Source organism: Psychrobacillus sp. 05T411 (genome assembly GCF_056396485.1).
In genome coordinates this window covers 144,986-169,249 of sequence record NZ_JBFTLO010000003.1, presented here as the reverse complement: position 1 = coordinate 169,249, position 24,264 = coordinate 144,986, and the positions used below count along the sequence as shown (strand labels likewise).

The window sequence follows — 24,264 nt, the reverse complement described above, 5'->3', positions numbered from 1 at the left end:
TTTTAGTTTAACCAATTATTCCAATGTTTCAGGAACAGTAATTTCACCAGCAGCAACTTTATCTGCATACTCTTGGATTTGGTCTAAAACATCTTGTGGAATTGCTCCGCGAGAATCAGCAAGTTCAACGCCTTCTTCAGCTAAACCATAAGTTAATGTAGTACCACCCGGGAAGTTTCCAGCCATTGCATCATTAGCAACGTCTTGTACTGCAACTCCTACTTTTTTCAACATAGAAGTAAGTGTTACGTTCGTATCGCCAACAGCACCTTCTTCGTATTGGTCAGAGTCAACTCCGATTACCCATACATTTGCATTCGGATCTTTTGTTTTACGTTCTTTTGCTTCTGCAAATACACCATTACCAGTACCACCAGCAGCGTGTGCAATAATATCTACACCTGAAGAATACATACGGTTAGCAGTTGTTTTACCAAGTGCAGCATCATCAAATTTACCAGTGTATTGTACATCTACTTTAATACTTGGATCTACTGCTTTAACACCTTCAACGAATCCCGCTTCGAAACGTTCGATAACTGGAATTTCCATTCCTCCAACGAAACCAACTTGTTTAGTTTCTGACATAAGTGCAGCTGCAACACCAGCAAGGTATGCTACCTCTTGTTCTTTAAATAATACAGAAACTACATTTGGTTTTTCTGCAACTCCATCAAGAATAACAAATTTATTATCCGGTTTTTGGTCCGCAATTGTTCCAATCGGCTCTTCTAATAAGAAACCAATTCCATAAACGATGTCGAAATCACGACGTACTAAGTTATTTAAGTTTGTTACATAATCAGCGTCTCCCGCAGATTGAAGATAATCATATCCACCATCGCCTTTTTCAAGACCTTGTTCCGCGCCCCAAGCTTTAAAACCTTCCCAAGCTGATTGGTTGAAAGATTTGTCGTCTACTCCACCAACGTCAGTGATCATTGCAATAGAGAAATCTGTTGATTCTGTAGTACCTTTGTCTGTATTTTCTGAACCAGTTGATGCTTTTTCATCGTCTTTTGTACCACAAGCGCCAAGAATAGTACCAGCAGCTAGTACAAGTGAAAGACCTAAACCAAATTTACGTTTTGTCAAAATGAAAACCTCCATTTATTTTCTTATTAGCAGGAATTTAAAACATTTTACACCCTTTTCCGAACAACATGAAAGCTAAATTTATCCGCTCGAAAATAATTTTTCGAATACAATACCACACGATCATTTTCGTCATAATGCAGTTGTTTTAAAACAAGCAAAGACGTCTCCGGCGCACAATTCAATGTAGGTGAAGCAACTTCATGGTATCCAACAGGATCGATGTATGCAACCGCATGGGAAACACGAATTTCCCCAGATTCCTCCAATGCTGTAAAGATAGAACCTTCTTCTCTAATGAGAAAGTCCCCCGGCAAGTAATTCTTTGGAACTTTATCCACACAATATACGACCGGCTCACCATTTGCAGTGCGGACGCGCTCCATCGAAATAATCGATTGCTCGTCCTTACATTGAAAGCGATTCATGTCTTCTTCGGTTGGAAGCGATTGCATCGAACTTAAATAAATCGTCCCTGGTTCCATACCCGCACTTCGAATCATAGACGAAACACTCGAAAGTTGTTCAATACCTGAGGTGAAGACGGGCTTTGAATTAACAAAGGTCCCTACTCCATGTCGTCTGACAATTACATTTTCTTCTTCCAAAAGACGTAAAGCTTCTCTTAAGGTTGCACGACTGATACCGAGTGATTTTGCTAATTCAAATTCGGAAGGAAGCTTTTCCTTTTCCTTGAATATACCATTTTCTATGTCTTCTTTTATACGATCAATCACTTGAAGATATAAATGACGATGATCAACTTTTATTGTCATATAAAAACACCACCATTTTTTAGAGATCAGACCTCTGATGTAAAACCTTCCTACTAATCAGTCATACTATACCACTTTTAATTCGTGAAATAAATACTTTTATAAATTTTTTAACTATTTACTTTACAGTAACTTAATCTAATTGTAATCGTTTCGTCATATAGAATCAGTATCTACAGCATTTTTTGAAACGAGTACTTGACGTGGCTTATTTCCTTCATTAGGTCCTACTATTTCACCCAATTCAAAGTTGATCAATAATTCCAGCAACCCACTTGGATCCTTTTGTTGTCTTTTACTAGTACAAAATTAATACAGGAAAGACCTTAAATCTTGTAAGTTAAGGTTGAACTTTTAAAATCTTTCTTCTATTAATTAAAATATCATAAAGACCGATAAGCATCGGCCTTTATGATGTAAGAAAAACCAATTATTCGACTGTTTCAGGTACAGTGATTTCGCCATCAATGATTTTTTTAGAGTATTCTTCGATTTGATCTAGAATATCTTGTGGGATAGCTCCGCGAGAGTCAGCAAGCTGTACCCCTTTTTCTGCTAAACCATAAGTTACTGTTTTCCCACCAGGGAAGTTTCCAGCCATTGCTTCTTCTGCAATTGTTTGTACTGCAACGTCTACACGTTTTTGCATGGAAGTAAGTGTAATGTTAGTATCACCAACAGCACCTTCTTCGTATTGGTCAGAGTCAACTCCGATTACCCATACCTTTGCATTAGGATCTTTTGTTTTACGTTCTTTAGCTTCCGCGAATACACCGTTACCAGTACCACCAGCTGCGTGGAAAATAACATCAATGCCTGAAGAATACATACGGTTAGCAGTTGTTTTACCAAGGGCTGCATCATCAAATTTACCTGTATATTGAACATCTACCTTGATGCTAGGATCGACAGCTTTTACACCTTCAACGAAACCTGCATGGAAACGTTCGATAACTGGAATTTCCATTCCACCAACGAAACCAATTTGTTTTGATTCAGACATTAATGCAGCTGCAACACCCGCTAAGAAAGAACCTTCTTGCTCTTTAAACATGACAGAAGCAACATTTGGTTTATCAACAATACCGTCGATGATAGCTAGTTGTGCTTCTGGTTGTTGGTCTGCAATAGTACCAATTGGTTCTTCCATTAAGAAACCGATTCCATAAACTACATCGAAATTACGACGTACTAAGCTGTTTAAGTTTGTCATATAATCAGCATCGCCTTTTGATTGAAGGTAATCATAGCCACCGTCACCTTTTTCAAGGCCATTTTCTTTACCCCAATCTTCCATTCCTTCCCATGCTAATTGGTTGAAAGATTTATCATCTACTCCACCGACGTCCGTTACCATAGCGATAGAGAAATCTTTTGTTTCTGTTGTTTCAGTAGTTCCAGTATCTGTGCCTTCTGAACCTGTTGAAGTTTTTGTTCCTTCTTCTTGTGTACCACAAGCCCCAAGGATAGTACCGGCAACTAATACAAGTGATAGACCTAAACCAAATTTACGTTTTGTCAAAATGAAAACCTCCGTTAATTTTCTTATTAGCAGGAATTGAAACATTTTACACCCTTTTCCGAACAACATGAAAGCTAAATTTATCGGCTCGAAAATAATTTTTCGAATACAAAACCACACGATCGTTTTCGTCATAATGCAGTTGTTTTAACACAAGCAAAGACGTCTCCGGCGCACAATTCAATGTAGGAGAAGCAACTTCATGGTATCCAACAGGATCGATGTATGCAACCGCATGGGAAACACGAATTTCCCCAGATTCCTCCAATGCTGTAAAGATAGAGCCTTCTTCTCTAATGAGAAAATCATTAGGCAAGTAATTCTTTGGAACTCTATCGACACAATACACAACTGGTTCTCCATTTGCAGTGCGGACTCGTTCCATTGAAATAATCGATTGCTCTTCTTTACATTGGAAGCGCTTAATATCTTCTTCAGTTGAAAGCGATTGCATAGAACTCAAATAAATAGTACCTGGTTCCATACCCACGCTTCTAATCATGGAAGACACACTTGTAAGCTGTTCAATGCCCGACGTGAAGACGGGTTTTGAATTAACAAAAGTCCCGACTCCATGACGTCTGACAATCACATTTTCTTCTTCCAAAAGACGTAATGCTTCTCTTAAAGTTGCACGACTGACACCGAGTGATTTTGCTAATTCAAATTCAGAAGGTAGTTTTTCCTTTTCTTTGAATATACCAGTTTCAATATCCTCTTTGATACGATCAATCACTTGAAGATATAAAGGACGATGATCTACTTTTATTGTCATATAAAAACACCACCCTTTTTAGAGATCAGACCTCCAATGTAAAACATTCCTACTAATCAGTCATACTATAACACTTTAAATGTTCGAAATAAATACTTTTATTTTTTTATTAACTATTGACTTTACACAAACTTCATCAACTTGTAATCATTTTGTCATAAAGAATCAGAGTCTGACGCATTTTTTGAAACTAGTACTTGACGTGGTTTACTTCCTTCATAAGGCCCTACTATGCCACCCAATTCAAGTTGATCGATGATTCTTGCCGCTCGAGAATAACCTACTCTAAACCGTCTTTGGATAAGTGAAACCGATGCAGTTTGCATATCTGTGACTAATTGTGCAGCCTCCTCATAAAGCTCATCCCGATCAACCTGTTCTTGCGTTTCTTCCACTTCATCTGGAATCATTTCTTCCTGATAATTTGCTTTTTGCTGTTCGATGACAAAGTCTACCATACGCTCTACTTCTGCGTCTGACAAAAAGGCACCTTGCACACGAACCGGTTTTGAGCTTCCTGCTGGTAAGAATAACATGTCTCCTCGACCTAACAGTTTTTCTGCTCCCCCCATATCGAGTATGGTACGTGAATCAATTGCAGAAGATACAGCAAATGCAATTCGAGAAGGAATGTTTGCTTTTATAATTCCGGTAATAACGTCCACACTCGGTCTTTGCGTCGCAATAATTAAATGAATTCCAGCAGCACGTGCCATTTGGGCTAAACGAGTGATGGAATCTTCTACATCACTGGATGCAACCATCATTAAATCTGCTAACTCGTCCACAATAACGACTATATATGGAAGCTTGGGATGTTTTTCATCATTTTCCTCGTTCCATTTGTCGATATACTCATTGTACCCTTCCATATTTCGTGTACCTGTATGGGAGAACAAATCATATCGTCGTTCCATTTCCGAGACAATTTTTTTCAATGCTTGGGATGCTTTTCTTGGATCAGTTACAACCGGAGCGAGTAAATGCGGGATGCCATTATATACATTTAGCTCCACCATTTTTGGGTCAATCATCATCATTTTTACTTCATGCGGTTTTGCTCGCATCATAATACTCGTTATAATTCCGTTTATACAAACACTCTTCCCACTACCAGTAGAACCTGCTACTAGTAAATGCGGCATTTTGTTTAATTGCGCGAGCACAGCTTGTCCGGTTACATCTCGTCCAAATCCTATGAGTAGTTTCAAATTAGGCTTATTATTTTCTTCCGACTCTAATACTTCTCGTAAGCTAACGATGGCCACTTCGGTGTTGGGAACTTCTATCCCAATTGCAGATTTACCTGGAATCGGTGCTTCGATACGAATATCTCTTGCTGCAAGTGCCAGCGCCAAATCATCATGCAAACTGACAATACGGCTTACTTTCACTCCAACGTCTGGAAGTACTTCGTATTTTGTCACTGCTGGGCCTAAATGTACTTGCGTTACTTTTGCTTTCACACCAAAACTTAAAAACGTTTTCTCTAATTTTTGTGCATTTGCTTGGAGCGCATTTAACTCTCCACTTTGATCACTATGTTCTGGTGCATCTAATAATGTGATCGGAGGAAGTTGATAATCTTCATTTTCTACTTCTTCTGCTTCCATATGGAGTTCGATTGGTTCGGCTAATTCTTCCGGTTCTGCTTGTACCTTCTCTTCTTTTCTCACGATTCTTTCCGTAAAGGCAGAAATAATTGGTGCCGAAACTTGCTCCACCTCTTGCTCTTTTATCGTTAATACTTCATCGTGGACAGTCACTGCTTCTTCTTGCAGCGTTTCTTTCTTCGATCGTCTTGTTGTCTTTTTAGTTGGTGCTGGTTTTTTCTTTTTCTTGATCTTAACTATTTTATCTCGTAATTTTGGTGCTACTTCAACCATTAGCGGTACTAGTGCTTTCCCAGTCAATAAAACAATTCCGATTAATAATAAAAGCCATCCCGCAATCTTCGCTCCAGCAGAATCAAACAAAACGTGAAACGAAGCAAATAAAATAGCGCCTAGAATACCTCCACCGAGCGAACTCGTTTGGTTGGTAATACCTCCACTTTCTACTAATACTCGATAACTTTCCCTTAATACTGAATTGGTCATTAATCCTTTTCCTTCAAATAACTGCTGAAAAAGAGCTAAATGACTAAAAAGCAATAAACTACTTAAAACAAAGCCACATCCTAATAAGAGTCGGTGATTCCATGCCGGAAAAGTTTGCTTCATCATAATAATAAGTGCATAGACGATAAACATAAATGGGATGGCGATATGCCAGTTCCCAAATAGGAAATAACCGAGATAAGCGAGTCCCCGACCGACTAAGCCGTATTCAAAAAAGGAAATGATTGCCAGACCTATTATGAGTAGTCCAATGATTTCAAACATTAGTGGATGCATGGTCTTTTTTTTCGGTGCTGCTTTTTTAACTGGTTTTCTTTTAGTTTGTGCCAACAATATCACCTGCTTTCGTTATAAAAAGGGATTTCCCTCCGTGTTCGGAAAGGAAATCCCTTTATTATTCATATTAATATTCCATAATAATCGGGATGATCATTGGACGGCGTTTAGTTTGTTGGAATAAATATGAATTTAGCGTATCACGGATTTCTTGTTTTATGTTTGTCCATTCAAACGTTTCTTTATTCACATATTTCTCCACAATTGTTCGAACTAGTTGTGCTGACTCCTCCATTAGTTCCTCTGATTCTCGAACATAGACGAAACCTCTCGAAAGAATTTCTGGGCCAGACGCTATTTTCTTTTGCGCGCGGTTCAATGTAACTACAACGATAAAAATACCATCTTGGGAAAGAAGTTTACGATCTCGAAGAACGATATTCCCGACATCTCCTACACCAATTCCATCGATCAGAACGTTACCAGCTTGTACTCTGCCGCTCATGCGCATTTTACCATTTTTGTATTCGACAATATCGCCTTTATCCGCGATAAATATTTCTGATTTTGTCATACCGACATCTTGTGCTACTTTCGAGTGAGCCATTAACATACGATACTCCCCTTGAATCGGGATAAAATATTTTGGTTTTGTTAAGTTGAGCATCATTTTTAGATCTTCTTGGCTACCATGTCCAGATACATGGACATTTTTGCTAGCTGTCAACACTTTGGCACCAACTTTTGCGATTTGGTTCATCGTTTGGTACATACCAACTTCCATCCCTGGTGAAGGAGTGAACGTGATGAGCACAGTGTCTGTATCTTTAATTTTAATATCTTTGTGATGTTTGCGAATCATTTTTTCCAGTGCTTCTAACGGTTCTCCTTGATTACCCGAAACAATGACAACAACATTTTCATCTTCGTGTTTAGCAATTTCTTTTATCGGAATAAGCGTGTCTTCTTGGACGGTGAAATAGCCAAGATCCAATCCGATTTGGAAGGTGTTTTCTAATGTTTTACCAGCGATTGCTACTTTTTTGCCTGTTTCCGCCGCTTTATCCAGCACTTGCTGAATACGGATGAAATTAGATGCATATAAAGCTACTAAAATACGACCACGTGCAGCATGGAATGTTTCGGATAATTGATTTTCAATGACAGCTTCCGAAGTTGTATAGCCCGGTCTTTCTGCTTCTGTTGAGTCGGATAAAAGAATGAATACTCCTTCTTCTCCTAGACCAGCGATTTTAGCGATATCTGGACGATACTTTCCTTTTGCTGATTGATCAAATTTAAATTCACCAGTGTGTACAATGGCACCTTCCGACGTATGAAAAACAATTCCAAGTGAATCTGGAATACTATGTGTTGTGTGGAAGAATGTTACATGCGTACTTTGGAAATTCATCCGACTTTTATTTGTTACTTCAAAATATTTGACCGCTTGTTTCGTAGGCAATGCTTTTATATGCGTTTTCGCTAAAGCAATTGTCAATTTAGAACCATAGACTGGTGCTTGTACTTTTTGCAATAAATACGAAATAGAACCAATTGCATCTTCATGTCCGTGCGTTAAAAAGATCCCTTTTACTCGGTCCTTGTTTTCTTCTAAATAAGTAATATCCGGAATGACGATATCAATTCCAAGCATTTCATTTTCAGGGAACATAAGTCCACTGTCTACAACAAATATTTCTTCATCTATTTCTACTACATACATTGCTTTTCCGACTTCCCCTACTCCACCGAGTGGGATAATACGAATAAGTTCATTTTTTACTTTTACCAAATCTTTTCCTCCTATTATTAACCCGACCAATAATATCCGCTAGATTTTATTATATCGGACGGCAACGATTCACACAAATAAAAAAAAGACTTAAAAGAAAAATAAAATGCCCCGAACATAAGGTACACTTTAACTTTCCTCAGTCTTTTTGGTAAAATTTATTTATTTTTCAAGTATGCTTCCCAGATGTTGTCGAATGCTTTTTTCTCATCGCCTGTCATTTCGACTAGTGGTAAGCGGAGCGAGCCTACTTCTACTCCGACTTTAGAAAGTGCATATTTCACGACTACTGGATTAGGATGTGCGAACAAACCATGTATAACCGGTAAAATCGTTTGATGGATTTTAGCGCACGTTTGGTGGTCTCCTGCATGAAATGCTTGTATCATTTCTTGCATATCGCTCCCGATAACATGCGAAGCAACAGAAATAACCCCAGAACCCCCAAGTGCAAGTAGCGGTAAAGTTAATGCATCATCTCCACTATATACTCGGAAATCGTCATCTGTACCAGCTAAAATTTTCGTCATTTGATCCAAATTCCCACTCGCTTCTTTTGCGATTTGAACGGATGGAATTTTACTTAAAGCGATCATCGTCTCTGCTTCTAAATTGACGACTGAACGTCCTGGAATATTATAGACGACAATCGGTAATGTTGTCGCATTTGCAATTGCTTCAAAATGCGCAATCATTCCACGCTGATTTGGTTTATTGTAATAAGGTACAACAAGCATCAGTGCATCTACGCCGAGCGCTTCTGCTTTTTGTGATAAATCGATTGATGCCGCTGTATTATTACTTCCCGTACCTGCTATGACCGGAACTCTCTTGTTCACCTTTTCTACTGCAAAACGCAGCAGTTCCAACTTCTCGTCCGTTGATAATGTTGGGGATTCACCGGTTGTGCCGCAAACTACAAGTGATTCCGTTCCATTAGCTAGTAAATGTTCGATTAACTTTTCTGTTGCAATAAAATCAATGGAACCGTCTTCTGAAAACGGAGTAACCATCGCTGTTGAAATATGTCCGATATTCATTTGATTACACCTCTTATCAAATTCGCCCTGGCGTATTTGTGTCCAGATTTTTATCGAGCCTGCTCGATAAATTCCTCTAAAAAATCTGTGACATCCGCCGGAGGCTTTAACTTTATTCAGCTTGGTTAGAACCTTCACTAAATTGTCTACTTACTTTGCATTCATCTTACTACTTATAAAATTAAAAAGGTCAGCTGAATGAAGTTAAAATGCGTTCCTCTATTAATGCTTCCGCTATTTGAATGGAGTTAAGTGCTGCACCTTTTAATAGATTATCAGATACAATCCACATATGGAAGCCGTAATTATTGGATGGGTCCTTTCTAATACGACCAACGAAAACATCATCTTGATCTGTTGCATAATAAGGCATTGGATAAAGTTGTTGCTCCGGTGCATCTTGTAAAGTGATCCCTTTTGTATTCAAAAGTAGTTGTCTCAACTCTTCTACCGTTACATTCTCTTTATCTACTTCGACATAAACAGATTCTGAGTGACCTGTTACAACTGGTACACGGACACAAGTGGCTGCGATTGATAGCTGCGGTAGTGTCATAATTTTTTTCGTTTCATTCATCATTTTATGCTCTTCAAATGTAAATCCATCTTCTTCAAACACATCAATTTGTGGAATTACATTACCAGCGATTGGATAATGCTTTTCAGCACTTTTAACCGGTAAAATGGTTGGATTCGGATTTTTTTCATTAATCTTTTCACTTTGTGTTGTTAACTCATCGATTGCCGCTGCTCCAGCACCTGAAACCGCTTGGTAAGTGGAAACAATGACTTTCTTTAAACCATAAGCATTACGAATTGGCTCAAGTGCACAAACCATCTGAATAGTGGAACAATTCGGATTAGCAATAATCCCTTGATGCGCATGTAAGGCTTGTTTATTTACTTCAGGCACAACAAGTGGTGTGTCTTTATCCATTCTAAAAGCACTTGTATTGTCAACGACGATGGCACCGCGACTTACTGCCTCTTTTGCCAGTAATTTTGAGATAGAGCCACCTGCGGAGAAAAATGCAACATCTACTCCTTCGAATGATTCTGGTGTTGCTTCCTCTAGCGTATATGTTAAGCCATTAACTTCCACTTCTTTACCTGCAGATCGTTTGGAAGCTAAAAGCTTTAACTTAGTATATGGAAAGCTTCTTTCTACTAACTTTTCGATAATTTTTTGACCGACAGCACCTGTCGCTCCTACTACTGCTATTGTATAACCCTGTGACATAAAAGCTCTCCTCCTAAAATCAAAACATATTGGCGATATTGTATCATATTATACATGAAAATACATCACCATTTATATTTATGATGAATGTGTAATGAGTAGAGGTTGTAATTGCTTTTTCAAAATAGCGTGCTCCACAGTAGGTACAATCCTTGTGAAATCAGCGATTAGCGAGTTTGGTTTGGAGTGAGGACTGTCTTGACCAAAAGGAATAAAATAAATATTTTTTGTCGATAAAAGTTTCATGATATTCATCCCATTCAATCCTAATGCATCGTTTGTCGATATTCCTAGGACTACTGGTTTACCATTTCGTAATGTCGCTTTTGCCGCCATTAAAACAGGAGAATCTGTTTGCGCATTCGCAAGCTTACTAATCGAATTTCCAGTCATCGGCGCAATGACCATACAGTCAAGTGGATTTGTCGGTCCAAAAGGCTCTGCCTCTACAATTTTAGAAATGACTTTGCTACCACTTGCCCCTTCAATTTTTTCAATCCATTCTTCTCCCGTTCCAAAACGGGTAGCTGCCGTTAACACGGAATACGTAATAATAGGCACTACGACCGCGCCTAAATCTGTAAATTGTTTTATCATCGGAATTACTTCCTCATACGTACAATGAGATGCCGTAATGCCAAGACCTATTCTAAGATCTTTCAACACTGTTTTTTTCCTCCTCTAAAAAAGACAAATATTTTTGAACCGCTTGGGCGATAAGCAAACCAGCATCTTGCGGAAAATACATACCAGGTAAACTAGTCGCAAGCGCATAATTGGACGGAATATTCTCCTTCGTATCCAGTAAACATCCTGGATTGGAAGCAAGGTCGAAAACTTGTTTAAACAATGCCACCTGCGAATTTTCTAACCATTTAGATGGTATGGTGTTGATCAAATAGGCTGCCTTTTCTTTTTGTTTATCCAATATATTTTCTAATGTTTCTATGTCATAGCCATAGCTTTTTGCTTCAAATAATTGATGTTCCGATCTTACAGAAATGACTACTTTAGCACCTAAATGATGCAAAGCATGTGCAAGTCGCTTCCCTACTCTCCCATAACCTGTAATGATAAATTGTTTATTATAGATCGCTTGTTTTTCTTCTGTATAAAAGTAATTAATAAAACCTTCTGCTGTCAGATTGGCATTATCCCAAATGTATTGCTCATCTTCCAAATAGGCAAAAACGTGCATGTTTCTACGTTCTATTTCTTGCTTGATCTCTTCGTTTTGTTTACCAACAAAAAGGACTTTACATGATTCCGGTAGAATAAATGGACATTCCATTTGAAGCGGTTGAATTGGCAAAAAGATGACCTGTGGTTCAAATTGATTGATTGCTTCTTTTAATTCGTCATCCCACGTCATTGTCGCAATTAATTTCGTTTCTAGATCACTACTAATAGCTGTGTGAAAATACGATAAACGTAGGTCCGTGCCGATAATGACACATTTCTTCTTCATGAGTATTCACTTGCATCGCCGGTAGAATCAGTTTCATTGAACAAAATACGATCTTTTCCAATAAGGATGATTTCTTCCCATGCGATAAATTCTTTTTTCTTATTTGCTTTGTTTGCTTGGAAAAAAGATGCTGCCTTTTGAAACACTTCAAATCCTTCTATTTTACCTGTTTTTGGATTGAAAAATAGTTCTGTGTCCGCTAGCTTACCGTATCTTGCACCGTCTTTCACTTGTATTAATTCTTTTTCTGCCAGTTCCGAAAGTAACAATCATTTCCCTCCTTATTTCTTTCTATTTATGTATATGCCATTTTATGAAGCAAAGTGAATTAAAAAATAAAGCAATCACGCTTTAAGTGCAACTTCATGAATGACACACAGCCTGTGAAGATTCGGCTGCTTATTGGATAATGCGCTAAATAGGGAAACTGCGACGTAGTGAGTTGGATAAAGTGTCCGATGTGATTTTCGCTACAGCCGTACGCTTTCCGCCGGGTGAGCGATGAGCCATCCGGCAGGAGTCGACGTCTGTAGCGAAAATCAAAAGAAATTGCCCATTTATCCATACCATCCCGTTAAAAAACAAAATTTCAACCAGTTTTTCCATTGCATTCATCCAATAAATGGTTAAGGGCAACCAACCGATCACTGGGAGCAACCAGTTCTACTACGAAAGCAACTAAATCAACACGAGAGCAACCAAATTACTCGTGAAAGCAACCAATTCTCAAAATGGCTCTTTACTTGATGTGAGACAACAATAATTCCGACCTATTATAGGAATTATATGTCTTAAAGCCCGTCAAACACGCCTAGCTGGCATCTACTCGACTAGTTTGTCGTATTCAGCTAGGTTATTGTCTCGTTCAACCATTTATTGTTAATATGGGATCTCAATAATTTAGCAATTTCCATTGATTTTCGCTGCAGGCGTCGACTCCAGTGGAGGCCAACACGATGTTGGTCACGAAGGCGTTGCCACACGATGTGGCGTACTTAGCCTTTGTTCCTCTGTGGGCAGATGAGTCTTCACAACGTACGCGCAAGCGGCGGTGAAGGCTCATCACTCACCCCACGGAAAGCGTACGCCCTGCAGCGAAAATCACAGCGGATACCTCATTCAACTCACTACGTCGCAGTATCCCTACAATGTGACCTGTAACTTATAAATACAAACCATTGTCTATTCTCTAATAAAAAAACGCCAATCATCATTGATCGGCGTTTTTTGGCATAATAATCGATATGGCAGGCTTGTGCGAAAAAATTTCTTTTGCTAAATCCATTACAGAAGCTAGCGTTACTTCATCTATTGTTTCACTCACTTCATCAAGTGAACGATGTTTTCCATATAATAATTCATTTTTACCATTGCGGCTCATCCGCGCATTGGTACTTTCCAAGCCAAGTAACAAATTCCCTTTTAGCTGCTCTTTTGCACTGGCAACTTCGGTTTCTGTAAATCCGTTTTGGACAACTGTTTGAATTGTATCCGAAATAGAAGACTTTAATTCGTTCAATTGTTTACTAGATGTACCACCATAAATTGCAAGTATCCCACTATCTTCATAAGAAGAATGATAAGAATAAATGGAGTAGGCTAACCCTTTATCTTCTCGAATTTCTTGGAATAATCTGGATGACATACTTCCACCTAAAATATTATTTAAAATGACTAAGCTATAAATATTATCCGCTTTTACTGCTAATCCCGGATAGGCTAAACAAATATGCGCTTGTTCTGTTTCTCTGCTATTTTGCGTGTAAATCGGACTAATTACTGGTGTCGCAAATGTAGGGATCTCCTGTGGATTCTTATTAGCCAACTGTCCAAATAACGATTCAATATAATCGGTAAGACCTTCTGGAATATTACCTGCTACGGAAATAACGATGTTTTCTGGAGTGTAATGCTTTTCCATATACGATAAAATCATTTCTTTTGTAAAGGTATTTAGCGTTTCCTCTGTTCCTAAAATCGGTGCTCCTAGTGGATGATCTCCGTACATTTCTTTCCATAAATATTCATGAACTATATCATCCGGCGTGTCTTCTACCATATTTATTTCTTCTAACACGACTTGGCGTTCTTTTTCAATTTCGATTGGATCAAATACGGAATGGAAGAACATGTCTGCGAGTATTTCTACGGCGTGGGTTGCATGATGATCCAATACTTTTGCATAATAACAAGTATTTTCTTTCGAAGTAAATGCATTAATATTACCGCCAATGCGGTCGAATTCCTCCGCTATTTGTTTAGCCGTTCTTTTTGTCGTTCCTTTAAACAACATATGCTCGATAAAATGGGTCAATCCATTCTCTTCTGGAAGTTCGTATCTTGAACCAGCCTGCACCCAAATTCCAACCGCTACGGAACGTACGTGTGGAATATGTTCTGAAACGATTCGAAGCCCGTTATTACAAGTAATTGTCTTTATCAATATTGCACCTCTGTCTAAGTTATTTATCCCGCATTAACGGCAAGTCAAGATTTCCACTCCAAGATTTAAGAAAAGCGAAAAAGATAAGTGGGAGATCAACTGCCCGTAAAAGCCATTGAATGATCGCAGACTAAGTACGCAACATCGTGTTGCTCCTGCGCAAAGCTCGTCGCAAAATAAAAGAGCGTTTGCAACGTCTGCGTAACCCACATCGTGTGGGTCTCAACTAACAATCAGTGGGGATGAAGAAACTCCCACTGATTGAAGTTTCACTTTATGTAAGATATTAATGGGTATTAAAAAAAGTTGCCGTAGTTATTATATGCCTACGGTCAACCTAATTTGCAACAATGAACTATTTTTTATTGTTGTTCTTTTTGCTCTTCGCGTTCTTTTTCCTCTTTTAATACAACTTTGCGAGATAAGTTTACGCGACCTTGATTGTCGATTTCGATTACTTTTACTAGAAGTTCATCTCCAAGTTTAAGTACATCTTCTACATTTTTCGTACGTTCTTCTTGAATTTCTGAAATGTGTAGGAGACCATCTTTACCGTTGAATATTTCGACGAAAGCACCGAATTTTTCAATTCGTTTTACTTTTCCTAAATAATATTCGCCGACTTGAGCTACTCGAACGATGTCTTCAATAATTTGTTTCGCACGTGCAATCATTTCTTCATCTGGTGATGCAATATAAATTGTGCCATCTTGCTCTGTATCAATTTTTACACCAGTTTCATCAATAATTTTATTGATCTGTTTACCACCTGGTCCAATTACATCGCGGATTTTGTCTGGATTAATTTTAATCATTGTAATCTTCGGTGCGTATTGAGATAATTTTTCACGTGGTTGGTTAATCGTTGCAAGCATACTTTCTAAAATTTGCATACGACCAATTTTCGCTTGTTCTAATGCTTCTTCTAAAATTGTTTTAGATAGGCCATCGATTTTAATGTCCATTTGTAGTGCTGTAATCCCTTTAGAAGTACCAGCCACTTTAAAGTCCATATCTCCAAGATGATCTTCCATCCCTTGAATGTCCGTTAAGATCGTGTAATGTTCGCCTTTTTTAACTAATCCCATCGCAATACCTGCTACTGGAGCTTTTAGTGGAACACCAGCATCCATCATCGCAAGTGTAGACGCACAAATACTTGCTTGAGAAGTAGAACCATTCGACTCTAAAACTTCAGCTACTAGGCGAAGTGTGTATGGAAAATCAGTTTCATCTGGAATAACTGCTTCCAATGCACGCTCACCTAAGGCACCATGTCCAATTTCACGACGACCTGGAGCTCGGATTGGACCTGTTTCCCCAACACTAAATTGTGGGAAATTATAATGATGCATGAAACGTTTTGTTTCTTCTAATCCTAGACCATCAATAATTTGCACATCGCCAAGTGGCCCTAAAGTACAAATACTTAATGCTTGTGTTTGTCCACGCGTGAATAATCCAGAACCATGTGTTCTTGGTAAAATGCCAACTTCTGAAGAAAGTGGGCGAATCTCTGCTACACCACGACCATCTGGACGTACTTTCTCTTCCGTGATTAAACGGCGGACTTCTTCTTTCACCATTGCATCTAAAATTTCACGAACTTGTTTTAATGTTACATCGTCCGCTTCTTTTTCTGTAAATTGTTCTAATACTTCGTTTTTGACTTCTGTAATTGCATCTTCGCGTGCATGTTTTTCTTGTACTTGAATAGCTTGTACAAGTTTTGTTTCGCAAATGCCTTTTACTTCTTCAAAAAGTTCTTTGTCTAATTCGAATAAAGGGATTTCTTTTTTCTCTTTTCCAATTTCAGCTACGACTTGTTCTTGGAATTCGATTAGTTTAATGATTTCGTTATGACCGAACATTATTGCTTCTAATACGATTTCTTCTGAAACTTCTTTCGCTCCAGCTTCTACCATATTAATCGCATCTTTTGTTCCAGCAACTGTTAAATCAAGTGTACTCTTTTCCATTTGTTCTACAGTCGGGTTAATAATGAATTCGTCTCCTATTAAACCAACTTGCACTCCTGCAATCGGCCCGTCAAACGGAATGTCTGACACGCTAAGCGCTAAAGAAGAACCTAGCATCGCTGCCATCTCTGATGAACAATTTTGATCAACAGACATAACGATAGAGATTACTTGCACTTCATTACGAAATCCGTCTGGAAATAATGGACGAATCGGACGGTCGATTAAACGACTTGTTAAAATCGCTCTTTCAGAAGGGCGTCCTTCTCTTTTAATAAATCCACCAGGAATTTTACCAACCGCATATAGCTTTTCTTCATAGTTCACTGTCAGTGGGAAGAAATCTAAGTTTTTCGGTTGTTTAGAAGCAGTTGCAACAGACAGTACGCTTGTATCACCGTATCTAACTAATACTGCTCCATTTGCTTGCTTTGCTAGTTGTCCAATTTCTACTTGTAAGGGGCGACCTGCCCATTCGTACGTAAATACTTTCTTTTCACTCATTTAATCAAAACTCCTCTCGACTTCAAAAACTTCATAATAAATGTATATAAAAGTTATATGTATCATAAGTAGTGTATCAAAAAAACCAAAACTATGCGAAGTATTTTACGCAAAAGAAAAAGCGGGATAAATCCCGCTTTCTTAGATGGTATCTTATCGACGTAAACCAAGTTTAGCGATTAGCTCACGGTAACGTTGTACTTCGTTTTCACGTAAGTATTTTAACAAGTTACGGCGACGTCCAACCATTTTGAATAGACCACGACGTGAGTGATGATCTTTCTTGTGTGTACGTAAATGTTCGTTTAAAGAATTAATTTCTTCTGTAAGAACTGCGATTTGAATATCTGCAGATCCAGTATCGCTTTCGTGAGTTCTGAACTCAGCGATTAATTCATTTTTACGTTCTTTTGTAATTGCCATGTTTGTTTCCTCCTAAAATTCATAGTATCCCCTGTTCCTGAGCAATCGTTGGAGAATCGAAAAAGCCAAGGAAAGGTTAAGTACAATTTTGTACTTTTACAGAATAACATATTACTTTATACGAAGCAACCAATTATGCCTGCTTGAAATAATCGATTGCTACTAATTTATCTTTTGTTATTTGTGCTTTTAATGCATCTATTCCATTAAATTTTTGCTCGGACCTGATTCGCATATACCAATGTACAATCACTTCTTCACCGTAAATAGATTGATCAAAATCAATAATATGTACTTCAATCGATAGTTTTTTTTCATCCGGATTATTAAAAGTCGGCTTAAAACCTACATTACAAACTCCATCATACCACTTCTCTTGCACGCGAATTTTCACCGCATACACTCCGGTTGCAGGAGTGAATTGACCTTCAGTAGGTTGAATATTGGCAGTTGGGAAGTCAATTGTTCTTCCTCGTTTATCTCCATGAACAACGACTCCCGACAACATGAATGGTCTTCCTAATAATTCTTTTACTTTTTCCATATTCCCAGATTTTAGCTCTTCTCTTATTCTAGTAGAGCTAATTTTCTCTCCGGATAGTTCTTGCTTCCCGACTACAGAAACGGTATATTTGCCTTCTGAAAGCTGTTCCATGTCTTCCATCGTTCCTTTCCCAAATGCTCCAAATGTAAAATCAAAACCTGCAGTAACATGCTTCACATTTGCTTGTTTGATAAACGATTCGATAAACTCGACAGGAGTCAATTTAGCAAAGTCAGATGTAAACCGCACAACAAAAACAGCATCTACTTGCAGTTCTTTCAATATTTCTATTTTTTGTTCAAGAGGTGTTATATAAAAAATTTGTTCTTTCCTGCCACCAAGCACCAATGATGGATGAGGATCGAAGGTCATGACAGCCGTTTTAATATTTAGCTCTTTTCCTTTATTTAAAGCTTCTTGGATAACCGCTTGATGACCAGCATGTACTCCATCAAAGAAGCCAATAGCTAAAGCATAGGATTCACTAGTTTCGTTTGTATATAAGTGGTTGGGGTAAGATACGTGATATACTTCCATATTAATCTCCTTTTTTAAGCTGAAAACATTTTCTCTGGTTTCATCATACCATCTTTTGTTGGATGTTTAATATAAATAGCAATCGGATTAGAATCTAATGTGTATATAATTTTATCATTCATTTCTAATAATGGATGGGATTCTACTACTTGACCGTTTGTAATACTCTTTTTAGTTTCTTCTGTTATCTCGATGGACGGCCAATGCCCGAGCGCCTCTTTTAATGGTAAAATGGCGTTATTTAACTGCATATTTTCAACCGCTTCTTGTACTTCATGAAGGGTTAAACATTGTGCTTTTGTAAAGTTTCCTGAAGTTGTTCGTACTAATGAAGACATATGGGCAGGGTATCCAAGTAATTCTCCGATTTGGACAGCAAGTGTTCGAATATATGTCCCTTTACTACAACCTATTTCAATCGTAAATTGTACATTTTCACCAGAAAAATCTCCCAGTTCATCAAGTAGGCTCAGTTTATAAATCTTTACTTGACGGCTTGGACGTTCTACTTCTTTTCCTTCTCTAGCGTATTCATATAGTTTTTTCCCATTTACTTTTACAGCAGAAAACATAGGTGGAGTTTGCGTTATTTCACCAGTTAATTGTTTCAGTACTTCTAAAATTTGGGCCCGTGAAAAGTTTTTTGCAGTGATGTCTTGTTTGATCACTTCGCCGTCCGCATCTTCGGTTGTAGTAGATGAACCTATCGATACAGTTGCAATATATGTCTTGCCTTCGTTCATAATATATTCGGATACTTTTGTTGCCTGCCCTAAACAAATAGGCAGAACACCTTCAACACTTGGATCTAATGTGCCTGTATGGCCGATTCGTTTCATTTTTAATATTTTGCGTAGTTTAAATACGCAGTCGTGGGAAGTCATTCCTTTTTCTTTCCATAGTGGAAGTATACCTTCGTACATGTAGTTCACCTCTAATTTCATAAGATACAACAAAGAAGTCTGCTTGTATCGTTCAGCAGACTTCTTTGTTTGTTTTTACTCTTCAGATGATTTGTTAATCTGTCTTAGTAAATCATCTATTCGATTTCCGTAAGCTGCAGATTCATCAAATTGAAATAACAGTTCAGGCGTAATGCGTAATCTAATACGTTGTCCGATTTCCGAACGGATAAATCCTTTTGCTTTTTCTAAAGCTTTTAACGTATCTTCTTTTTTTCCATCAAGGACAGTTATATAAATTGTCGCTTGTTGTAAATCGCCAGTTACCGCAACATCCGTTACCGTAACAAACCCGATACGAGGATCTTTTAACTTTCGGCCAATAATTTCGCCTAGCTCTTTTTTCATTTGTTCTGCAACTCGGTTAGCGCGCATCGACATGATGGCTACACCTCATTTTCTATCATAAATGTTCTTTTCTAATTTCGATACATTCCCATTCCGGATACGATTCTAAATAACGAATAGCATGCGTAAGCTCACGTTCTGCTGCATCCTTCCCAGAAGCAACGGAAACGATTCCGATCGTTGTCCGCTGCCACACATCTTGGTGAGCTAGTTCCGAAATAGAAACATTGAATTTTTGTTTCGTGCGAGTGAGCATTCGTTGAAGCACTGCTCGTTTTTCTTTAAGTGAATGTGCAGTAGGAATGAGGAAATCACACTCTGCATATACGATCATTTTCGTTTAATCTCTTCCATGATGAATGCTTCGATAATGTCGCCTTCTTTAATATCATTGAAGTTTTTAATCGTAACACCACATTCATATCCTTTTGCTACTTCTTTTGCATCATCTTTGAAACGTTTTAATGTATCTAATTCGCCTTCGAAAATAACGATGGAATCACGGATAATACGAACACCACTGTCTCTTGTAATTTTACCTTCCGTTACGTATGAACCAGCAATTGTTCCAACTTTAGATACTTTAAATGTTTCACGAACTTCTGCTTGCCCAATAATCTTCTCTTGGAATTCAGGATCTAGCAATCCTTTCATCGCGAATTCAATCTCTTCGATTACTTTATAAATTACTCGGTGTAAGCGGATATCTACGCCTTCTTCGTCCGCTGCACGTTTAGCATTCGTATCTGGACGAACATTAAATCCGATTACAATAGCGTTAGAAGCTGCTGCTAAGCTAATATCCGACTCTGTAATTGCACCAGCACCAGTGTGAATGATTCGTACATTTACACCTTCTACTTCAATTTTCATCAATGAAGCCGCCATTGCCTCTACAGTACCCTGAACGTCTGCTTTAACGATTAAGTTTAGCTCTTTCATTTCCCCTTGTGACATTTGATCAAATAAATTGTCTAAAGTCACACGAGTTTTTTCAGATCGTTGGTTTACTTGTGCATGAGAAGCACGAGTTTCCCCAACTTGACGAGCTGTTTTTTCATCTTCAAATACAACGAAGCGATCCCCTGCTTGTGGTACTTCATTTAATCCAGTAATTTCTACTGGTGTAGATGGGCCTGCTTCTTTTACTCGACGACCAAGATCATTCACCATTGCACGAACACGCCCGAATGCGTGACCTACTACGATTGGATCTCCAACTTTAAGTGTTCCATCTTGTACTAATAGAGTTGCAACTGACCCTCTACCTTTATCCAGTTGAGCCTCAATAACAGAACCTCTTGCAAGACGTTTTGGATTAGCAGTTAGTTCTCCAACTTCTGATACTAACAATACCATTTCCAAAAGACTATCGATTCCTTCACCTTTTAGCGCTGAAATTGGCACGAAAATTGTTTCTCCGCCCCATGCTTCCGGAACTAAACCATGTTCTGTTAGTTCTTGCATTACACGGTCTGGGTTTGCTGCTGGTTTATCCATTTTGTTGACTGCAACAATGATTGGTACTTCCGCAGCTTTCGCGTGGTTAATTGCTTCAACTGTTTGTGGCATAACACCGTCATCGGCAGCAACCACAAGAATAGTAATATCCGTTATTTTCGCTCCACGTGCACGCATTGTTGTAAAGGCAGCATGTCCAGGTGTATCTAGGAATGTAATCTTTTTACCGTTATCCACTACTTGGTAAGCACCAATATGTTGTGTAATACCACCAGCTTCTCCAGCCGTAACTTTTGTATTACGAATCGAGTCTAGTAACGTTGTTTTCCCGTGGTCAACATGTCCCATAATGGTAACAACTGGTGGACGTTCTGTTAAATTAGCTGTGTCTTCCTCAGAAGATTCGAAATGTACTTCTAAATCGGTAATATCGATTTTAATTTCTTCTTCTACTTCTACTCCGTAGTCTGCACAAATTAACTCAATTGCATCCTTATCCAGTTCTTGGTTAATCGTTGCCATTACACCAAGTAAAAACAATTTTTTAATAATTTCTGCTGGTTCACGACCTAGTTTTTTCCCTAACTCCATTACTGTTAATGACTCAGTAAATGTAATTTTTTCAGGAAGTTCTCTTTCTTTTCTCGGTACTGGCGGTTGAACAGGAGTTGTAGGACCTTTTCTTCTTTTTTGGAATTTTTGTCCTGGTCTGTTTTGTCCACCCGGTCTATTTTGGCCGCCTGGTCGGTTATTTCCGCCTGGGCGATTATTGTTAGTAAAAGGCTTTTTATCTTTTGATTGATTGTTTGAACCTTGACTGACATTACCTTGAGCCGGTTTTGCTGCTCCTTGGTTTGTCGGTCTTGATTGGTTTTGGTTTGCTGGTCTTGATTGGTTTTGGCTTGTTGGTCTTGATTGGTTTTGGCTTGCCGGTCTTGATTGGTTTTGGCTTGCCGGTCTTGATTGGTTTTGGCTTGCYGGTTTTGATTGGTTTTGGCTTGCTGGTTTTGATTGTGATTGATTTTGAGCTGGTTTAGCAGAAGATTTTTTATAAACACTATCTAGTTTTTGGACTGCATCTCCTTCAAGCATCGCCATATGATTCGTCACTTGAATATTAAGCTTTCCTAGTTGCTCAATAACTTCTTTACTCGATTTATCTATTTGTTTCGCGTATTCATGAACTCTGATTTTAGTCATTAGCTCACCCCCGGTTATATTCGTTGAGAAGGCCGGACAGTTTTTTAGCGAAACCGTCATCCATAATGGCTATTGCCACCCTGGCCTCTTTTCCCGTCGCATGTCCGAGATCGTGCCGGTCTCCAAAGACATGCAGCTCAACGTTAAAAGATGCACATTTATCATTCAGTTTTTTTGCAGTATTGTCAGAAGCATCTGATGCTAAAATAACAAGTTTTGCTTTTTTGCTTCTTATTTCTTTCACGACTAACTCTTCGCCAGAAATCGTTTTTCTTGCACGCGTTGCCAGTCCAAGTAGTTGGGTAATTTGCTGTTCAATCGTCATTTTAGTTTTTCTCTTTCGATGATAACGATCAATTCATCATATATTTCATTTGGAATTGAAGCTTCTAAATGATTGGCTAGCGAATTTTTCTTTTTCGCTTGGTTTACCGCTTCGATCGTCTTAGATACGTATGCGCCACGACCTGATTTTTTTCCAGTCAAATCGACCGTAACTTCGCCTTCTTTTGAACGAACGATGCGAATCATTTCCTTTTTCGGGAACATTTCACCGGTAGCAACACATTTACGTAATGGAATTTTCTTTTGAATTGCCATACAAGCTCACCATCCTTGCTTATTCTTACTCTTCGTCTTTATAAAAATCGAAATCATTCATCTCATCATCAAGGCTTTCTAAAATGACTTTAGGAGAGTTTTCATTCGGATAAATCCCTAATTCTCTTGCATCTGTTTCGCTTTTAATATCAATTTTCCAGCCAGTTAATTTAGCCGCAAGTCTAGCATTTTGGCCTCTTTTACCAATAGCAAGTGAAAGTTGGTAATCTGGAACTACTACGGTAGTAGATTTCTCTTCTTCATTTACTTGTACATCCAATACTTTGGAAGGACTAAGTGCATTTGCAACGAAAACAACAGGATCTTCAGACCATTCAACAATATCGATTTTCTCTCCGCTTAACTCGTTTACAATTGTTTGTACGCGAGCTCCTTTTGCTCCAACACAAGAACCGACTGGATCGATTTCTTCGTTATGCGCAAAAACGGATATTTTCGAGCGGTCTCCTGCTTCACGAGCAATCGATTTAATCTCGACGATTCCTTCAAAAATTTCTGGAACTTCCATTTCAAATAATCGGCGAAGAAAGCCTGGATGTGTTCTTGAAACGAATACTTGTGGTCCTCTAGATGTGCGTTCCACTTTCGTAATATACACTTTAATACGGTCATGTGGACGATATGTTTCTGTTTGGATTTGTTCATTTGCAGGAAGTACAGCTTCTACCTTCCCTAAGCCTACGTAAATATTACGTGCATCCAAACGCTCGACGATTCCATTGACAATATCGTCTTCACGATCTACGTACTCTTCGTATATAAGCCCACGCTCTGCTTCACGTACGCGTTGTGTTACAACTTGTTTGGCAGTTTGAGCGGCAATACGACCGAAATTACGTGGTGTTACTTCTTCCTCCACGATATCCCCTACCACATAATGTGGATTGATCGCTTGTGCATCTTCTAACGAAATTTGTAAACGGTCATCTGTTACTTCTTCCACTACATCTTTTCGAGAATAAACAAGCATAGTTCCAACTGCCAGATTAATATCCACTCGCACATTTTGCGCTTGGTTAAAATTTCGTTTATAAGCAGTTACTAATGCTGCTTCAATTGCTTCGATTAATATATCTCTTGAAATTCCTTTTTGTTTTTCGAGCGCAGTTAGCGCATCTAATAAATCACTACTCAT

At 38.4% G+C, this 24,264-nt stretch carries 22 protein-coding genes; all 22 read right to left on the bottom strand.

Going from position 1 to position 24,264, the window contains the following annotated elements; genetic code table 11:
* Positions 1 to 15: 15 nt before the first annotated feature.
* Complete coding sequence (locus tag AC1DFT_RS03560) at positions 16 to 1,095, bottom strand: BMP family lipoprotein (RefSeq protein ID WP_477917666.1); 1,080 nt, start codon at positions 1,093 to 1,095, stop codon at positions 16 to 18.
* 47 nt (positions 1,096 to 1,142) lie between these two features.
* Positions 1,143 to 1,871: a GntR family transcriptional regulator gene (locus AC1DFT_RS03555; RefSeq protein ID WP_477917664.1), complete on the bottom strand. Its 729-nt coding sequence runs from the start codon at positions 1,869 to 1,871 to the stop codon at positions 1,143 to 1,145.
* Positions 1,872 to 2,301: 430 nt separating this feature from the next.
* Positions 2,302 to 3,393 (bottom strand): BMP family lipoprotein, encoded by a 1,092-nt coding sequence (locus tag AC1DFT_RS03550; protein WP_477917662.1) that lies wholly within the window; start codon positions 3,391 to 3,393, stop codon positions 2,302 to 2,304.
* Positions 3,394 to 3,439: 46 nt separating this feature from the next.
* Positions 3,440 to 4,168: a GntR family transcriptional regulator gene (locus AC1DFT_RS03545; protein WP_477917660.1), complete on the bottom strand. Its 729-nt coding sequence runs from the start codon at positions 4,166 to 4,168 to the stop codon at positions 3,440 to 3,442.
* 155 nt (positions 4,169 to 4,323) lie between these two features.
* The gene (locus AC1DFT_RS03540) at positions 4,324 to 6,618 is read right to left on the bottom strand and encodes a DNA translocase FtsK (RefSeq protein WP_477917658.1); all 2,295 of its coding nucleotides are present in this window, start codon (positions 6,616 to 6,618) and stop codon (positions 4,324 to 4,326) included.
* Positions 6,619 to 6,691: 73 nt separating this feature from the next.
* On the bottom strand, positions 6,692 to 8,359 hold the full coding sequence (locus AC1DFT_RS03535; protein WP_477917656.1) for a ribonuclease J: 1,668 nt from the start codon (positions 8,357 to 8,359) through the stop codon (positions 6,692 to 6,694).
* A 158-nt stretch (positions 8,360 to 8,517) separates the two neighbouring features.
* Entirely contained in the window at positions 8,518 to 9,399 is an 882-nt protein-coding gene (gene dapA / locus AC1DFT_RS03530) for a 4-hydroxy-tetrahydrodipicolinate synthase (protein ID WP_477917654.1), read from the bottom strand.
* Between the two features lie 190 nt (positions 9,400 to 9,589).
* Positions 9,590 to 10,639, bottom strand: coding sequence for an aspartate-semialdehyde dehydrogenase (locus AC1DFT_RS03525; RefSeq protein WP_477917652.1), 1,050 nt, complete (start codon positions 10,637 to 10,639; stop codon positions 9,590 to 9,592).
* A gap of 78 nt (positions 10,640 to 10,717) precedes the next feature.
* Complete coding sequence (locus tag AC1DFT_RS03520) at positions 10,718 to 11,305, bottom strand: dipicolinate synthase subunit B (protein WP_477917650.1); 588 nt, start codon at positions 11,303 to 11,305, stop codon at positions 10,718 to 10,720.
* Positions 11,289 to 12,107 carry an NAD(P)-dependent oxidoreductase gene (locus AC1DFT_RS03515; protein WP_477917648.1) on the bottom strand — a complete coding sequence of 273 codons (819 nt, stop codon included), beginning with the start codon at positions 12,105 to 12,107 and terminating at the stop codon, positions 11,289 to 11,291. The genes AC1DFT_RS03520 and AC1DFT_RS03515 overlap by 17 nt, the downstream gene beginning before the upstream one ends.
* On the bottom strand, positions 12,104 to 12,376 hold the full coding sequence (locus AC1DFT_RS03510) for a YlmC/YmxH family sporulation protein (protein WP_477917646.1): 273 nt from the start codon (positions 12,374 to 12,376) through the stop codon (positions 12,104 to 12,106). The genes AC1DFT_RS03515 and AC1DFT_RS03510 overlap by 4 nt, the downstream gene beginning before the upstream one ends.
* A 941-nt stretch (positions 12,377 to 13,317) precedes the next feature.
* Entirely contained in the window at positions 13,318 to 14,550 is a 1,233-nt protein-coding gene (locus AC1DFT_RS03505) for a M16 family metallopeptidase (protein WP_477917644.1), read from the bottom strand.
* Positions 14,551 to 14,912: 362 nt separating this feature from the next.
* Positions 14,913 to 17,033: a polyribonucleotide nucleotidyltransferase gene (gene pnp, locus AC1DFT_RS03500; RefSeq protein ID WP_477917642.1), complete on the bottom strand. Its 2,121-nt coding sequence runs from the start codon at positions 17,031 to 17,033 to the stop codon at positions 14,913 to 14,915.
* A gap of 153 nt (positions 17,034 to 17,186) precedes the next feature.
* Positions 17,187 to 17,456: a 30S ribosomal protein S15 gene (gene rpsO / locus AC1DFT_RS03495; RefSeq protein WP_093263058.1), complete on the bottom strand. Its 270-nt coding sequence runs from the start codon at positions 17,454 to 17,456 to the stop codon at positions 17,187 to 17,189.
* 133 nt (positions 17,457 to 17,589) lie between these two features.
* Positions 17,590 to 18,537: a riboflavin biosynthesis protein RibF gene (gene ribF / locus AC1DFT_RS03490; RefSeq protein ID WP_477917639.1), complete on the bottom strand. Its 948-nt coding sequence runs from the start codon at positions 18,535 to 18,537 to the stop codon at positions 17,590 to 17,592.
* Positions 18,538 to 18,551: 14 nt separating this feature from the next.
* Complete coding sequence (truB, locus tag AC1DFT_RS03485; protein ID WP_477917637.1) at positions 18,552 to 19,460, bottom strand: tRNA pseudouridine(55) synthase TruB; 909 nt, start codon at positions 19,458 to 19,460, stop codon at positions 18,552 to 18,554.
* 75 nt (positions 19,461 to 19,535) lie between these two features.
* Positions 19,536 to 19,880: a 30S ribosome-binding factor RbfA gene (rbfA, locus tag AC1DFT_RS03480; RefSeq protein ID WP_477917635.1), complete on the bottom strand. Its 345-nt coding sequence runs from the start codon at positions 19,878 to 19,880 to the stop codon at positions 19,536 to 19,538.
* Between the two features lie 22 nt (positions 19,881 to 19,902).
* Positions 19,903 to 20,181: a DUF503 domain-containing protein gene (locus AC1DFT_RS03475; protein ID WP_477917633.1), complete on the bottom strand. Its 279-nt coding sequence runs from the start codon at positions 20,179 to 20,181 to the stop codon at positions 19,903 to 19,905.
* Positions 20,178 to 22,508 (bottom strand): translation initiation factor IF-2, encoded by a 2,331-nt coding sequence (gene infB / locus AC1DFT_RS03470; protein ID WP_477917631.1) that lies wholly within the window; start codon positions 22,506 to 22,508, stop codon positions 20,178 to 20,180. The genes AC1DFT_RS03475 and infB overlap by 4 nt, the downstream gene beginning before the upstream one ends.
* Before the next feature lie 4 nt (positions 22,509 to 22,512).
* Positions 22,513 to 22,833, bottom strand: coding sequence for a YlxQ family RNA-binding protein (locus AC1DFT_RS03465; protein ID WP_093263075.1), 321 nt, complete (start codon positions 22,831 to 22,833; stop codon positions 22,513 to 22,515).
* Positions 22,830 to 23,108 (bottom strand): RNase P modulator RnpM, encoded by a 279-nt coding sequence (gene rnpM, locus AC1DFT_RS03460; RefSeq protein WP_093263079.1) that lies wholly within the window; start codon positions 23,106 to 23,108, stop codon positions 22,830 to 22,832. Before rnpM ends, AC1DFT_RS03465 begins: the two co-directional genes overlap by 4 nt.
* Positions 23,109 to 23,133: 25 nt before the next feature.
* Entirely contained in the window at positions 23,134 to 24,264 is a 1,131-nt protein-coding gene (gene nusA, locus AC1DFT_RS03455; RefSeq protein WP_477917629.1) for a transcription termination factor NusA, read from the bottom strand.